Source organism: Alkalispirochaeta americana, from assembly GCF_900156105.1.
GTDB classification, from domain to species: domain Bacteria; phylum Spirochaetota; class Spirochaetia; order DSM-27196; family Alkalispirochaetaceae; genus Alkalispirochaeta; species Alkalispirochaeta americana.
In genome coordinates this window covers 107,525-122,839 of sequence record NZ_FTMS01000009.1, presented here as the reverse complement: position 1 = coordinate 122,839, position 15,315 = coordinate 107,525, and the positions used below count along the sequence as shown (strand labels likewise).

Annotated in this window: 8 protein-coding genes and 1 pseudogene; 5 read left to right on the top strand and 4 right to left on the bottom strand. The window is 57.8% G+C overall.

Annotation, left to right across the window (positions count from 1 at the left end):
* The first annotated feature begins 88 nt into the window (after positions 1–88).
* A complete protein-coding gene (gene purE, locus BW950_RS08255; protein WP_076488817.1) occupies positions 89–583 on the top strand; it encodes a 5-(carboxyamino)imidazole ribonucleotide mutase in 495 nt (164 codons plus the stop codon).
* Positions 580–1,686 (top strand): 5-(carboxyamino)imidazole ribonucleotide synthase, encoded by a 1,107-nt coding sequence (locus BW950_RS08250; RefSeq protein ID WP_076488816.1) that lies wholly within the window; start codon positions 580–582, stop codon positions 1,684–1,686. The genes purE and BW950_RS08250 overlap by 4 nt, the downstream gene beginning before the upstream one ends.
* Before the next feature lie 120 nt (positions 1,687–1,806).
* Here the strand turns inward: BW950_RS08250 and BW950_RS08245 are convergent, their stop codons facing one another.
* On the bottom strand, positions 1,807–4,053 hold the full coding sequence (locus tag BW950_RS08245) for a methyl-accepting chemotaxis protein (RefSeq protein WP_076488815.1): 2,247 nt from the start codon (positions 4,051–4,053) through the stop codon (positions 1,807–1,809).
* Between the two features lie 80 nt (positions 4,054–4,133).
* Positions 4,134–5,315, bottom strand: coding sequence for a BaiN/RdsA family NAD(P)/FAD-dependent oxidoreductase (locus BW950_RS08240; protein ID WP_076488814.1), 1,182 nt, complete (start codon positions 5,313–5,315; stop codon positions 4,134–4,136).
* 144 nt (positions 5,316–5,459) lie between these two features.
* On the opposite strand from BW950_RS08240, the gene BW950_RS08235 reads away from it, so the two are divergent.
* Positions 5,460–7,115, top strand: coding sequence for an EAL domain-containing protein (locus BW950_RS08235; protein ID WP_076488813.1), 1,656 nt, complete (start codon positions 5,460–5,462; stop codon positions 7,113–7,115).
* Here BW950_RS08235 and BW950_RS08230 read toward each other — a convergent pair.
* The gene (locus tag BW950_RS08230) at positions 7,070–9,073 is read right to left on the bottom strand and encodes a YgiQ family radical SAM protein (protein ID WP_076488812.1); all 2,004 of its coding nucleotides are present in this window, start codon (positions 9,071–9,073) and stop codon (positions 7,070–7,072) included. The two genes, BW950_RS08235 and BW950_RS08230, sit on opposite strands and share 46 nt — an antisense overlap.
* Before the next feature lie 76 nt (positions 9,074–9,149).
* Between BW950_RS08230 and BW950_RS08225 the strand changes: the two genes are divergently transcribed.
* Positions 9,150–10,448 (top strand): L-serine ammonia-lyase, encoded by a 1,299-nt coding sequence (locus BW950_RS08225; RefSeq protein ID WP_083943858.1) that lies wholly within the window; start codon positions 9,150–9,152, stop codon positions 10,446–10,448.
* A gap of 177 nt (positions 10,449–10,625) precedes the next feature.
* Positions 10,626–12,662: pseudogene (locus BW950_RS08220) on the top strand (methyl-accepting chemotaxis protein); the annotation flags it as partial.
* A gap of 21 nt (positions 12,663–12,683) precedes the next feature.
* Here BW950_RS08220 and sppA read toward each other — a convergent pair.
* Entirely contained in the window at positions 12,684–15,182 is a 2,499-nt protein-coding gene (sppA, locus tag BW950_RS08215) for a signal peptide peptidase SppA (protein WP_076488810.1), read from the bottom strand.
* Positions 15,183–15,315: the final 133 nt, after the last annotated feature.

The window sequence follows — 15,315 nt, the reverse complement described above, 5'->3', positions numbered from 1 at the left end:
GGAACGGTCTATAATCGTGAAAATTCTTGTAGATGGTTCACCCTGACCGGTGGGTGGAACAAGAGGGTGATTCGGCCGAGGAGGAGCTATGAAGCCGTTGGTGGGACTGATAATGGGGTCGCGTTCTGATTGGGATACTCTCCGTCACACGGCAGAGACTCTGGAAACGCTGAATGTTCCCTGCGAGGTGGAGGTGGTCTCGGCACACCGGACACCGGACAAGCTGTTTCGCTACGCCGAAGAAGCCGAAGGAAGAGGGATCAAGGTGATCATCGCCGGTGCCGGTGGTGCTGCCCATCTTCCCGGCATGACCGCAGCCAAGACAGCTCTTCCCGTGCTGGGTGTTCCTGTTCAGTCCAGAACGCTCCAGGGGGTGGATTCCCTGCTCTCGATCGTTCAGATGCCCGCAGGAATTCCCGTGGGGACCATGGCGATTGGTCGGGCTGGAGCGGTGAACGCAGCGCTCCTGGCTGCTTCAATTCTGGCGATCGGCAATCCCCAGATTCGTGCTTCGCTGGAAGAGTTCCGTCTCCGCCAGACCGAGCAGGTTCTGGCTCACCCCGACCCCCGGGATGAGTCATGAAGGTCGGTATTCTCGGCGGGGGCCAGCTGGCCAGAATGCTCGCTCTGGCCGGCCATCCCCTGGGAATCGAGTGCGTTGTGCTGGATCCTTCCCCCGATGCCTGCGCGCAGGTGGCAACCTCCCACATCATTGGCTCCTACGAAGATAACGCATCCCTGGAGCGGCTGGTCCGGTCGACACAGGTAGTAACCTATGAGTTCGAGAACGTTCCCTCGCAGAGCGTCCGCTTTCTTGAAGAGCAGATCCCTGTATATCCTCCTGCCGAGGCACTTGCCCTCTCCCGGGACCGACTCACCGAGAAAGGGCTCTTTCGGGATCTGGGGATTCCAACAGTTCCCTTTGCAGCGGTGGATTCCCGTGAAGCCCTCGTGGAGGCTGTGGAATCTCTGGGGCTCCCGGCCCTGGTGAAAACACGCTGCCTGGGGTACGACGGCAAAGGGCAAGTGCTGATACGATCCCGGAAAGATATTTCTCGGGCCTGGGAATCCCTGGGAGGTGTTCCCTGCATACTTGAGGGTTTTGCGGAATTCTCCCGGGAGGTCTCGATTGTTGCGGTTCGTTCACGATCAGGGGAGATCGCCTGTTATCCCCTGAGCGAGAATACCCACCAGGGAGGTATTCTCCATTATTCCTGCAGCTGTGAGGCTGATCCGCTCCAGCAGGAGGCCGAAGCGATGGCAGGATTGCTTTTGGAACGGCTTTGCTACGTGGGGACCCTGGCGCTGGAGCTCTTTGTAACACCCCAAGGGCTGGTGGCCAACGAGATGGCTCCCCGTGTCCACAACACAGGCCACTGGACGATCGAGGGGGCCGGGGTCAGCCAGTTTGAGAATCATCTTCGCGCGGTGGCCGGGTTTCCCCTGGGTGACACCTCCCGGAGGGGGCACTCCGCCATGGTAAACTTCATCGGAGCTGCTCCGGCGCAGGAGGCCGTGCTGAAGATACCCCATTCACATTACCACAGTTACGGGAAATCCCCCCGGCCGGGGCGGAAAATCGGCCACGGAACGATCTGCGCTCCCTCAAAAGAGGAGATGCTCAGGGGCCTGGAGCACCTTCTGGCGCTGGCCCCGCTGGCCCCGCTGGCCCCGCTGGTGCGCTAGACCCCGTCGAGCAAAAGGAGTCTGCCGGGGCGTTCTGGCCGGCAGACTCCTGATGTGTACAGGCCGTAAGGATGTTCCGTGCTGGAAGACGCCCCCGGGGGCGCACCGCATCAAAAGACGCTAGATGTGAAACTGACCGAAGCCTTCCTTGACTTTTCCGATTACTTCGGAGAGCTTCTTCGAAAGTTCCACGATCTCCTGAATCGCCAGGACAATCTCGTCGGTGCCAATCTTGACCTCTGCTACGCCTCCCGTAACCTCTGTAGAGATTGTCTGAACCCTGGCTGCTACAGCGAGTGATTGCTCGGCCCCCTGGCTGATCTCACGGCTCCCTTCGCGAATCTGGATGGTTATCTCGTTGATCTCCTCGCTCGCCTCCAGGACCTGCCGCCCCCCTGTGTTCAGCTCGCTGATAGAGTGATTGATCTCGCTAAAGGCGTTCACCGTGTCACGCGCATCCTGGGATATGGCGTCCAGCACGGTGGTGGTATTACTGACGGTCTCGCTGGTACGCTGGACGGCGCCGGTGATTTCCTGAATCAACTTGCTTATCCTGGTGGAGGACTCGGCGCTGGATTCCGCAAGCTTGCGGATCTCCTCGGCTACCACGGAAAACCCCCGGCCGGCCTCTCCCGCATGGGCCGCCTCAATCGCGGCATTCATGGAGAGCAGGTTTGTCTGGCTGGAGATATTGTTTATCGTCTCGGCCATTTCCTGGATCGAGCCGATGTGGACCACCACGCTCTGGAAGATCGAGGCGGTTTCCTCGATGCTGGCGCGGCCGATCTCGGTTTGTTGGGCCAGGTTTTCGGTGCTCTTGAGCTTGGTCTGGGTGATTTGAGCCACGTTCCCCAAAGAGGCTATCATCTGGGTTATGGCAGCGGTGCTCTGTTCCACCATGGCCGCCTGATCGGTGATCCGCTCATCCATGTTCTGCAGGTTGGTGTTGATCAGTTTCATCGATGAGGCTGATTGGTCCACCTGGTTGTCCATCTCCTGGATTTGGCGCGAAATATTTGTCATGGTGGCGCTGATCTCTTCGATAGCCGACGAGGTCTCTTCGGTGGAACTCCCCATGGTGGATTCGATACGTTCCGTCTCGTCCACGGCGGTCCGGACATCGGCAACAAGATTCCGCAGTTTCCCCAGGAAGAGGTTGAACTCCCGGGCGAGCAGACCGATCTCGTCCCGGGATTCGATGGCCAGTCCCCGGGTGAGATCGGCGTCGCCCTGGGCGAGCTCCCCCATGGCCCGGGTGGCCTGGAGAATGTTTCGGGCCAGTACTCGGGAGGAGATGAAATAGGCAATCCCGAAGGCTGCCAGAAGGAAAAGCGTGCTGATAAGGATAATTCTTCTCACGATCGCGTTGGCCGTAATATAGAACTCTGCTTCTTCGATAAAGACAACAAACTGCACGGGGAACTGCCGGTTATCCGAGGCACGAACCCGTATCCAGTAGTTAGACCCCTCCTCCAGGGAAGCTGAGAAGGGCTCTTCATCGATCGAACCAAAATCGGCAAACCGGGGAATCTCCAGCCGCGAGATGTGTTCTCCTGCCAGCTCGGGTCTGTGGGGGTGGGCCAGAATATTCCCCTCTCTGTCGGTGATCGCCACATAGCCCGATTGACCGATGCGAATATTGCTGACCATGTCAGAGAGATCCCGCAAATCGATGTCGATGCTCAAAACTCCGACAAAATGATCATTCTGATCGTGGACGGCCCGTACCACGAAAATAACCAGTTCGCCCGTAGAGGTTGTGTAGGCGTTCGAAAATGATACCTCCCGGCGGTTTGCTGCAGCCTGGCGATACCAGGAACGGGTCCGGGCATCGTAGCCGTCTCCCCGGTTTCGAGCAGGGTACTGCACGAAACCGCCGTGCTCCTCTACGCCCAGGCTTGCCGTGAATACCGCCGGGTGGGCCGTGACAAAGGTCTCGAAGATCCGGTACAGATCGGCCTGGTAGGGGTCTCCCTCCAGGGGAAGCATGGGAATGCTCCCTCCAGGCCCTGTCTTGTCCACGTAGGAAGTTATCCGGGTGTCCGCCTGACGGACCAGGGGAAGCGAGGCCATCATTTCGGTGTTGTAGCTGATGTTATTGATATAATTGTTCAACGCCTGGTTTGTGATACCCAGTTGCTGCTCCACCATTTCCTGGTAGTCGTTGCGGGTTTGCGATATGACACGCAGCGCCACGGAGCCTCCTATCACAACCGACGACAAGAACGTAAGAGAGACAAAGGCAAGAACAAGTCGTGTCTTGATGCTGTGAAGGGGATGCACCCGCTGGTGATCCCGGGCAAGGTCCTGGGGAGAACCCTGATGGGGGTTCTCGGGGGAGGGACGAGCTTTCTTTTGACCAAACATGAATAAATCCTAAGATATGGCTTGGGAGATTTCCAGGGAAGAATGGAAAAAACCGGACTGTTTTACTTTCCTTCTTGATGCTAGCAGCATTGCCCTGCAGCCCAGCCGGAACTCCAGGCCCATTGCAGGTTATATCCGCCCAGTTGCCCTGTTACATCTACCACTTCACCGATAAAGTAGAGGCCTTGTCTTCCCGCTGCTTCCATGGTCTTCGACGAGAGGGCTTCAGTGCTGACGCCGCCCCGGGTTGCCTCGGCGGTGCGGTACCCTTCAGTTCCCTGGGGCGTGAACCGAAAGGACTGGATCTCTTCGGTGAGTTGTTTTGCCTGTTTTGGGGAAACGTCCTTGACCGGGACCGATGCCAGGCCGCTCCTCTCAAGGAGCGTTTCAGCCAGGCGCCGGGGGAGGTGCAGGGCCAGAGTGTTCAGAGCGGTTTTCCCCGGGTTTTTTCTTTGGGCCGTTTCAAGAAGGTGCCCCATGTTTTTTCGGGGCAGAAAATCAAGAATAACCTCCCGCCCCTGCTCCCAGTAGGTAGATAGTTGCAGGGCTACGGGACCGCTTACACCTCGGTGCGTGAAGAGCAGATCCCCCGTGAATGATACGTCTCCACAGTGGGCGGTAACGAGGATGGAGATGCCGCTGAGTGGCAGAAAGAGCGATTTTTCTTTTGTTTGCCATGTGAGGGGAACCAGGGCCGGGGCCGGAGGGACCAGTGGAAGGCCAAAGTGTTCGGCAATCCGGAAGCCCAAGGGCGATACTCCGGCAGTCGGAAGGGAAATCCCTCCCGTAGCCACCACCACCGAATCAGCGCTGAAAGTCTCCGAAGAAGTCTCCACACGGTACCGACTCTCCTGACTTGAAACCGTCCGGACCGTTTGGTTCATGCGTGTTACCGCGCCTCCTGCTCGAGCCTCCTGGAGAAGCATGTCCAGAATATCTCTCGAGGAATGATCGCAGAAAAGTTGCCCCTCCTGTCGCTCGTGGTAGGGAATGCCGTAGCGCTCCACCAGATCGATAAAATCAAACTGGGTATAGCGGCTCAAGGAGGACTTGCAAAAATGGGGGTTGTGGGAGATATAGTTGCTTGAATCAATCCGAAGGTTCGTGAAATTGCAGGCCCCGCCGCCGGCAATGAGAATTTTCCGTCCCGGTCTCTTGCCTGCATCGAGAACAAGGACCGATCTTCCCCGCTGACCCGCCTGGGCGGCACACATGAGGCCCGATGCTCCGGCACCGATGATAATTACGTCCCAGTCTTTCATGGTCCATGAGTCTACCGCAAAAGGCGAGATTGATCTTTACCCCTGGGTTCACCGGTTTGTTCCGGGAGTTTCTTCCCTCGGGGTGATTGCTCTGGTCATTTGCTCTGGCGCACGGTCCTGACCTTGGATTACTCTATAAGAGTTATGTCGCGTTCCGCAAAACAGGTTGTGCTTGTTGTTGATGATAGTAAATCGTCGCGATCTCTCCTGGTAGATATGCTAAGGGATCTCTCCGTCGAGGTGATTGAGGCGGAAAATGGTCAAGAGGGGGCCGATGCAGCCCTGGAGCATGTTCCCGACCTGATCCTCATGGATTACAGAATGCCTGTTATGGAAGGTCCCGAAGCGGTGGAGGTGATCCGCCAGCATCCACTGGCAGCGCGAATCCCGATTCTCATGATCACCGGGGAGACGGCTCCTGAAAAAATGCTCTCCTCTTTTCAATCGGGAGTTCTGGATTTCATACACAAACCCTTTGATCCGGTGCAGCTAAAGGCCCAGGTTGCAAGCTATCTCCGCCTGGCCGAGATAAACCGGCGGTTTGTTCTTGCCACCATAGATCGCGTGACGGAGCGGCCTAACGTGATGGCCCTCCAGGAGGATGTGGAGAATGAGGACGGAGCAAACCCGCTTCTGTTCATCCGGTCTCGTCAGGTGGTAGAGGTCCGTCATCTTTACGGTGCAGGAATAGGGGATAAACTGGAACGGGCACTCTGCGCCCGGATCGAGAAAATAGCCCGGTCAATTTTCAAGGTGGAGTGTTGTTTATACGTGATCGACAGGGGGGAACTGGTTCTCCGTTTCCTGGACGCCGAAAATTACATTGATAGCGAATCTGCTCCCATGATCATGAGGGCCTTTGAGCGCTACCTGGTGGCAGAAGAGTTTGAGGTGGAGAATCTTCTTTTTACCTGCGAGTTTCGCCTTGTGGTGAGTTTGCCGGGGGAAGGTGTTCTGGACGATGGTCTGATCGCGTTTTCAGATAGCCAGGCCCCCGGAACGGCCCCCACCCTGGTCTTTGCCGGAGAGGTAGTGGCCCAGCACCGTGAGGTGATCAGAAGCAATCTCCAGACTCTCACGTCTATCAGAAACTCTCTCCGGGAAGACCAGGTCGCGGCCTACGCCCAGCCTCTGGTTGATCTCAAGACGGAGGCCGTCATTGGCTATGAGTGTCTCATGCGCATCAGGGACTCGGCCGGCCAGATCCTTCTGCCTGGATCGTTCCTGAAGGTAGCAAAAAGCAGCCGCTATTATCCTGAACTGACCATGGCCATGCTTGATCAGGTGTACAGCGCCTTCCGGGCTCATCCCAGTCTCTATTCCTTGAACTTTTCAAGCGTCGATATTGAGAATCCCCAGGTGGTGAAACACACCTTGAAGATCCTTTCCGAGGATACCGCCTTTGCCCGGAATCTGGTAATCGAACTTGTCGAGCAGGAGGAGGGGAGCGACTTCTCCCAGATCAGACGTTTTCTTGAGAATATCAGTTCCTGCGGAGCCCGGGCTGCTATCGACGATTTCGGTAGCGGCTATTCCAACTTGCGGAGGTTAAGCGAACTGGATTTTCATTTCGTCAAGATTGATGGCACGCTGGTGCGCGATATTGTCGTGAGTGATCGGGCCCGGCGGCTTGTGGATTGGGTTGTGAGCTTTGCCGATCAGGCCAGGGTGGAGCTGATCGCCGAGTTTGTAGAAACGGCGGAACATCGGGACCAGCTTCTAAAGATGGGGGTTGGTATTGGCCAGGGGTTTTACTACGGCCGTCCCCGCCCCCTGGAAGAGCTTCTGCGGGGGGAGTGAGTCTTTTTTGCCTTGCCTTTTTGGGTTGGCTCAGGGCCTGGTTTAGTGCGCCTTCCTTGCCCGGGCGGAGAGCTTCCTCCCGGGGGCTTGCCCGTTCTCTGGTTTTTTCCTGGCGGCTCGGGCGGAATGAGACAGTGTTTTTTCCATCCGATCAGGTCTTCCCGGTGCGCTTCCTGGAGTGCTTCCCGGACGCGGTGCCAGTTTTTGGGGTCCCGGTACTGCAGCAGGGCCCGTTGCATCGCCTTCTCCCGGGGAGTTTTTGCTGAAGGAACTTTCTTGCCTGTGCGGGGGTCTATGCCTGTGTAGTACATGCAGGTTGCCGGGGTGCCCGGGGTGGGGTAAAAATCCTGGACTTGCTCGGGAGATATCCGGGATGCATGGAAGTACTCCGCCAGCTCGACGGCGTCAGCCAAAGATGTTCCGGGGTGACTCGAGATAAAGTAGGGGATCAGCTGTTGGGGAAGCCCCAGAGAACGATTGATCTCCCGGTAGCGCTCCTGAAATCGCTGATACACGGCTGCTCCCGGTTTTCCCATAGCTTCCAGGGCGTGGGCTGATATGTGCTCCGGCGCAACTTTCAGTCGGCCGCTGATGTGGCTGGAGCAGAGTTCTTTCAGGAATGTCTCATCCCGGTCAAGCAGGACATAATCAAAGCGGAGGCCCGAGCGGACAAAGACCTTTTTTACACCCGCCACCGCTCTGAGCGCGCGTAATACCTCCAGGTAATCCCGGTGATCGGCCCGGAGCTCCCGGCAGGGTTTTGGTACCAGGCACTGCCGATCCTTGCAAACTCCCCGGTGGAGCTGCTTCTCGCAGGCAGGGCGGAAAAAGTTTGCCGTCGGGCCTCCTACATCGTGAATATACCCTTTGAAACCGGGCAGGCTGGTGAGCAGGCGGGCTTCTCTTAAAAGACTGGCGGTGCTTCGGGATTGTATGCGCCGTCCCTGATGGTAGGTAAGGGCACAGAAGGTGCACCCGCCAAAACATCCCCGGTTGGAAACCAGGCTGAATCGGACCTCTTCAATGGCAGGAACGCCTCCCTGGTCCAGATAATCGGGGTGGAACGTTCGTGTGTAGGGCAGTTCGTAGAGCCGGTCAAAGGATTCTTCTTCCAGGGGGAGAGCAGGAGGGTTCTGAATCACCCTCCAGGGGCCGTAACTCTCAGCAAGAATGTCCGCGTTGAGCGCATCGGTATTCCGGTGCTGCTCCCGGAAGGACCTGGCGTAGGCCTCTGTGCCCATCGCGGAATCTTTCAGATCATCCCAGGAGGGCAAATCGTGCAAGGCTCTGCCGGGAAAGGCCTTCAGGTGCTCCTGCAGGTCCGTATTGGTGGTGCGGTATTTCCAGGCTGTTCCCGCCACGTTGGTGATATTGCGGGCCCGTGTTCCCCGGTCCAGTTGCCGGGCAACTTCCAGAAGAGCCCGTTCCCCCATCCCGTAAAGCAGCAGATCTGCCTTGGAATCGATCAAGATGGAGCGTCTCAATGAATCAGACCAGTAGTCGTAATGGGCAAATCGGCGTAGCGATGCCTCGATCCCGCCCAGAATAATATCTATATCCTTGAAAGCCTCTCTCAATCGGGTGCAGTAGACCAGGGTTGCCCGGTCGGGCCGCTTTCCCCCGACTCCGCTGGGGCTATAGGCATCCTGACGGCGGGGTTTCCCCGTGACGGTATAGTTGGCCACAAGAGAATCCATATTGCCGGCGCTCACCAGAAAGGCCAGGCGGGGACGCCCCAGGCGACGGAAGTCATCGCAGGAATGCCAGTCGGGTTGTGCAAGCACGCCCACGCGGTATCCCTGGTCTTCCAGAAGTCGTCCCAGCAGAGCTGGCCCGAAGGAGGGGTGGTCCACGTAGGCGTCACCGGTGACAAAAATAAAATCAAACTGTTTTCCCGGGAGATGATCTACCGAGAGAAAACGGTCTCGTGGAGCTTTATAGTCGATGAGGTTTGTCATGAAGTGGTATAATCCGATTCCAGAAGGGCCTCAGGCTCTCTCCCGGCTTCAGGGGTCTCCTTCAGAAAGGGAAAGGATGCAATCACTACGAGAACTATACCGGATCGGCTACGGGCCGTCCAGCAGTCACACCATGGGGCCCCGGTCGGCGGCGGAGAGCTTTTGTCTCGAAGGGGCCCCTCGTGAGCGGTACCGGGTAACGCTCTACGGAAGTCTGGCGGCCACGGGAAAGGGGCATATGACCGATGCTGCAATCCTGGATGCTCTCGGGCGGGAACGAACAGAACTTCTTTGGAAACCCCAGGTTGTCCTGGCACAACACCCCAACGGGATGACCCTGGAGGCGCTTTCGCCTCAGGGAGACCTTCTGAGAACGCGGACTGTCTTCAGCATCGGTGGCGGAGCTGTGGTCGAAGACCCCGGCTCTGCTCATGAAGCAAATCCTTCTGTTCCGGTCTATCCTTTCTTGTCCATGGAAGAGGTCCTGGCTATGGCGGATCAGGAAGGGGCCCAGCTGTGGGAATACGTGGATCGTCATGAGGAGAGCGGAATCCGCGACCATTTGGCTCGGGTCTGGCAGGTGATGCAGGAGGCGATCCGCCGGGGTCTTGAAACGGAGGGGCCCCTTCCGGGAGGACTCAGGCTTCCGCGAAAAGCCGCAGCCTATTACGCTCGCGCCCAAAGCGCCAAGGGTTACCTGAATGTCACAGGGCAGCTTTTTGCCTATGCCCTTGCTGTCTCCGAGGAGAACGCTGCCTGTAGCCAGATCGTCACTGCCCCCACCTGCGGCTCGGCGGGAGTTCTTCCGGCGGTCCTCTACTATCTGAAGAAACAAAACCGCCTGAGCGATGAACGTATCCTGAACGCCCTCGCAACGGCAGGGATTATCGGTAACATCGTAAAACAAAACGCCTCAATCTCGGGGGCTGAAGTAGGGTGCCAGGGTGAGGTCGGTACAGCCTGCGCTATGGCAGCTGGAGCGGCAGCGCAATTGCTGGGAGGCACGCCTCACCAGATTGAGTACGCCGCCGAGATGGGGATGGAGCACCATCTGGGGCTGACTTGTGATCCTGTGGCAGGGCTTGTCCAGATCCCCTGCATAGAGCGGAATGCGATCGCCTCGGTTCGGGCGCTGGATTGTGCTTCTTACGTGCTTCTCTCCGACGGGCGTCACCGGATTACCTTCGACGAGGTGGTGCAGACCATGGCCCAGACTGGTCGGGATATGAACGAACGCTACCGAGAGACCTCCCAGGGAGGCCTCTCTTTTTTCCACGGTCGCTGTCATGCAGGAGGGCTCCGTCCTCGCAAAGAACCGTCTGTGGAAGATTCCGAAAATCCTTCGGAACCATCTCCGGGGAAGGGGCTTGATTAGTAATGGGTTAGAAAGAATTTGAGTTTTTTGCCTGTGAAACGCTCCATATGTTGCACTATTGGAGTAATTCGACGACACTGTTCAGGTACAATCGCATTGTCTCTGCATCTGCATGTAATATCCTGACTTCTGGTGCCTGGCGAGGCAAGAGGCAACCAATAAAGGAGGACAGAGACTATGGTGATCTGGAAAAATATGGGCATTGGCAGGAAGCTTGTTCTTTCTGGCGTGGTCACGACGGTTCTCACGGCCCTGTCCATCGGTGGCGTTGCACTTTGGCAGGCCGCAGAGGTGGAAGGGATTGCCCAGGAGGAGACCTTCCGGCTGGCTCAGGAGGGACAGGAAGCCATCGTATCCGGGGTCATTGCCATGCTTGCCACCCAGCAGGAAGTTCTGGAGGAAAAAGTCTCCTACGACCTGAACGTGGCTCGCGATATTCTTGCACAGGCCGGGGAGGTTCATTTTGCTGAGGAAACCGTGACATGGCAGGCCAGCAACCAGCTTGCCCGGGCACAGTCCATCGAGATTCTTCCAAAAATGATGGTCGGTGATGTCTGGTTGGGCCAGAACGCCGACATTGCCAGACTTTCGCCTGTGGTGGACCGGGTGCGTGAGCTCGTGGGGGGGACCTGTACCATCTTTCAGCGGATGAACGAAAGGGGCGATATGTTGCGTGTCGCCACCAACGTGGAAACCCTGGAGAACAAGCGAGCTATTGGCACCTATATTCCTGCTATTGGTCCTGACGGGGTGCAGAACCCTGTTCTGGCCGCAGTCCTGGCCGGAGAACCCTATACTGGCCGGGCCTTCGTGGTTAACAGGTGGTATGTGACCGCCTATGAGCCTATCCTGGATAGTACCGGAGACGTGATCGGTGTCCTCTATGTCGGGGTACCGGAGGAGAGCGCAGCAAGTCTGCGCAGAGAGATCATGGACATCACCGTCGGCGAGACGGGCTACGTCTTTGTCATTGATCCCCAGGGCACCTACGTTATCTCTCATAACGGAGAGCGAGACGGCGAGAATCTCTGGGAAGCCAGGGATGCCGAGGGAAACTTTTTCATCCAGGACATGGTCCGAAGCAGTCTGGGTCTGGATCCAGGGGATTTTACGCAGGCCCATTATCCCTGGCAGAATCCGGGAGATCCCCACCCCCGGCAGAAAACAGTAAGCCTTGGATTCTTTGAGCCCTGGCAGTGGATAATCGGCGCAGGAACCTGGGACGACGAGTTCCTGAAGAGCGTTCACGCAATTCAGGCGGCCAACGCCAGGAGTCGATCTGTGATGGTCCTGGTGCTGGCTCTGTCTATGGCTGGCGTGACCCTCATCTGGTTTGTCCTTTCCCACGGTATCGTACAGCCTATCGGCCGAACTGTAGAAATTCTCAAGGATATCTCTTCGGGTGGAGGGGATCTGACCAGGAGGCTCCTTGCAACGAGTGGCGATGAAACCGGGGAAATGGCAAGGCACTTTAATATTTTTGTCGGGAAATTGCAGACCCTTATCAGCGCAATTTTTACCAACGCCGAGGGGATAGCCTCGGCCAGCACGCAGATGAGCGCTGTTGCGGACCAGACCTCTCGGGGTGCCACAGAACAGGCTGCGTCGGTGGAGGAAGTTTCTGCTTCCATCGCGGAGATGACCTCCCTTATCAGGAAAAACGCCGAAAGTGCACGAAAAACCGAAGAGGCCGCAGTCAATTCTGCAGACCTCGCCCGGGAGGGTGCTGCTTCGGTGCGGGAGACCGTTGGAGCCATGCGGAGCATTGCCGAAAAAATAATGATCATCCAGGAGATTGCCCGCCAGACCAATCTGCTTGCTTTGAATGCAGCTATCGAGGCAGCCCGGGCAGGCGATATGGGTAAAGGATTCGCCGTGGTGGCATCGGAAGTCCGAAAGCTGGCAGAGCGAAGCCAGAACGCAGCGGGCGAGATCACCGACCTGGCAAGGGTCTCGGTGGATGTTGCAGAACGGGCCGGTGCAATGCTTGAGCAGATGCTGCCTGATATCCTGCAGACTTCGGAACTGGTCCAGGGGATCAGTACGGCATCAGCAGAACAGGATAGCGGGGCGGCCCAGATCGCCAGGACGATCCGGGATCTGGACCTGGTGGTTCAGAAGAACGCCGCCACGGCCGAAGAAAGCGCCGCCGCATCGGAAGAGCTCAACGCCCAGGCCGAGCAACTTCGGGCCATGGTCAGGCAGTTCAAGATCAGGTGATGCTACCCGGCACACCTAGCGCGGTGATGTGACCCCTGGCACACCGTAGGGCATGAGATACAGGGGTGCCCCCTCCAGGGCTGCCAGTAATTGCAGCTCCGCCAGTGTCTCGGCCAGCTCTCTCGAGAGCGGGCGGCCAGGTCCCAGTCGGACTGGTGGTATGCGTGCCGGGCTCAACCCTGCCAGGCTGTTTCGTCCAAGACTGGAGGACCCGCCTCCTCCGGCGACGCCCAGGGCCTGGTTGAGATCAAACCGGGTGTTTCCCGGGACGGTGTGAATGCTCCGCAGGGGCAGGGACGAGTCCAGAAGTTGGGCCATGACCCGCTCCGCCTGGGAGAGCCCCCCCAGGGAATCGACCAACCCTTGATCCAGAGCCTGGCGTCCCGTCCAGACTTTTCCTTGGGCAACCTGGTGAACCTCCTCCCGTGAAAGGGGGCGCGAATCAGCTACAATATCGATAAAGCGTTGGTAGCCGTCGTCGATGTAGGCCCGCCAGAGGTCTTGCTCCTCCGGTGAGGGAGCCCGCAGGATCGAACCGAAATCAGCCTTTGGAGCAGTACGTACCGTGCCGGTTCCAATTGCAAAGCGCTCCAGGAGAGCTTCCATGTCGGCTTGTATCGCCACAACGCCGATAGATCCGGTGATGGTAGCGGGGTTCGCCACGATATGCGATGCCGGGGCCGAGATGTAATAGCCCCCCGAGGCGGCAATGCTTCCCATGGATACCACCACGGGCTTTCCTGCGGCACGGGCCAGGGAAACCTCCCGGGCAATTTGATCCGAGGCAGTAATCGCGCCCCCTCCTGTCTCAATGCGGAGAATAATACCCTGAACAAAAGGGTTCTCCCGGGCCTCACGAATCGCCCGGGAGAATGATTCTCCTCCGATGGACTCTCCCGCAATTGCCTCTCCCGGAATGATAGGCCCCACACCGTGAATGACCTGGATAAGAGCACCGCCCTCTGGGCCCCAAGCCAGGGGGGGGCGGCGAGTTCTGTCCGGCTTTCGCCATCGCTCTGTTCCCGGCGCGGCCAGAAAAATTGTTTCCTGCAATTGGTCGGGATAGAGTATCCCGTCGATCAATCCCGCCTCGAGGGCTCCCTGAGCCGTGAGATAGGGGCCGTCCGCAACAATTTCCTCCGCATCCTTCGGAAGGTGTGGTTTTCGTGCCGCCGCCAGAAGTTCGTTGTACATATCTGCCAGGTCTTCCAGGAGAATTTCCCAACCCTCGCGTTCTGCTTCTGTCATGGCCGCTTCGCTGAGGCTATCTCCGGCTGTTTTGTGCTCGTGACTGCGATAGTTGTAAATCTGGATGCCGTAATTTTGCAAAAACTGTCCCAGGTAGACGCCGCTGTAGGCAAAACCTCGCAGATCCAGCACTGCCGTGGGGTGAAAAAAGACCTGATCCGACACTGCCGCAGCAAGAAGATAGGCCACGGGATCGGCCCAGTCAAAGTAGAAGAAAATCTGCGTGCCCTGGAGGCGCAGTCGGTTGAACGCCTCCAGCAATTCGCTCACATAGGCCAGAGGAGCCTGAAGATAGGTGCCGTTCACAAGAATTGCCCCCACGGAAGGATCATCCCGGAACCGTTCAAGATCGTTTATGAGAGTCTCCAGAGGCAGATGGGGCTGGGAGAAACGGTGGACCCGGGGATGGGAAGTGATTGTGCCTGTTCGGTCGTATTCGATCACCTCGGAACCCCTTCTCTCCAGGACGGTGTGGCGCCGGGTTGCGCGAAAGAAACCGTAACCCATACTGTTCGAGAGTTCCTTCCCGGAGTTCTTCACGGCAGCAGAGGTTCCGGTCTCGCTTTGGCGAAGGTTGAAGCGGGCCCCCAGCGAAAGGGTCTCTTCCTGGTGGTCGTAACCGGCCGAGAGCCGCAGACCGTCAAGAACCTCCACCGTGATGGATGCTGTTGAGACGTCAAAGTCACTCTGGTCCGGAATCCACCGGATATTCCCATCCAGGGTAAGGCGTGTACCCCAGTGATCGTTGAACCAGAGAGGGCGGAACCCCAGCCCCGCTTCCAGAAGTGGATCATCGGGGAGATCCCGGTAGACCGCACCCAGCGAGAGGGCCTTGCCCGGGCGCAGGAGCATCCCTGCCTGGTAATGACCGTCGGTGAACGAGGACTCTTCCCAGGACCAGGAATAGCCCAGAGAGAGGTAGGGCCCCAGAGGGAGGGCTCCCGAGATTAGATGGGTAAAGGTTGAATCCTGGTAGCCCAGGGCATAACCTCCGAAGGACGCATTCAGAAGCAGGTGGTACTCTTCTCCGAAGTCTTTCTGCCCCGGAGCATCATTCTCGTTCAGGGGCAGGGCGAAGCCGAATCCGCTGGCCTTGCCCTGTGCCAGGGCAGCGGGATTTATCAGTGGCGTAAAGAGTTCATCCTGAAGGGCTGGCCCGCCCCAGGCTGGATTATAGAGAGAATAGCCCGGGGATGCCGGGGCCACCCAGGGGAAAAAAACTGTCAGCCCCAGAAGAAGGGCCAGGGTGGGTGCAACCTGTTTCATACCGGAAGATTATCACTCATTCCCGGGGTGGACAATCTGTCGTGACGTCGGCCGTGTTTTCGAGGAGGATCTTCTGGCCTTCTTGGGGTTTATCCACTACAGTGTCAACCCGGGGAGTCAGCTATGGAGAAGC

Bases quoted from the DNA above. Each gene is read 5' to 3' on its own strand.
- purE (WP_076488817.1), top strand. From the start codon at position 89: ATGAAGCCGTTGGTGGGACTGATAATGGGGTCGCGTTCTGATTGGGAT.
- BW950_RS08250 (WP_076488816.1), top strand. From the start codon at position 580: ATGAAGGTCGGTATTCTCGGCGGGGGCCAGCTGGCCAGAATGCTCGCT.
- BW950_RS08245 (WP_076488815.1), bottom strand. From the start codon at position 4,053: ATGTTTGGTCAAAAGAAAGCTCGTCCCTCCCCCGAGAACCCCCATCAG.
- BW950_RS08240 (WP_076488814.1), bottom strand. From the start codon at position 5,315: ATGAAAGACTGGGACGTAATTATCATCGGTGCCGGAGCATCGGGCCTC.
- BW950_RS08235 (WP_076488813.1), top strand. From the start codon at position 5,460: ATGTCGCGTTCCGCAAAACAGGTTGTGCTTGTTGTTGATGATAGTAAA.
- BW950_RS08230 (WP_076488812.1), bottom strand. From the start codon at position 9,073: ATGACAAACCTCATCGACTATAAAGCTCCACGAGACCGTTTTCTCTCG.
- BW950_RS08225 (WP_083943858.1), top strand. From the start codon at position 9,150: ATGCAATCACTACGAGAACTATACCGGATCGGCTACGGGCCGTCCAGC.
- sppA (WP_076488810.1), bottom strand. From the start codon at position 15,182: ATGAAACAGGTTGCACCCACCCTGGCCCTTCTTCTGGGGCTGACAGTT.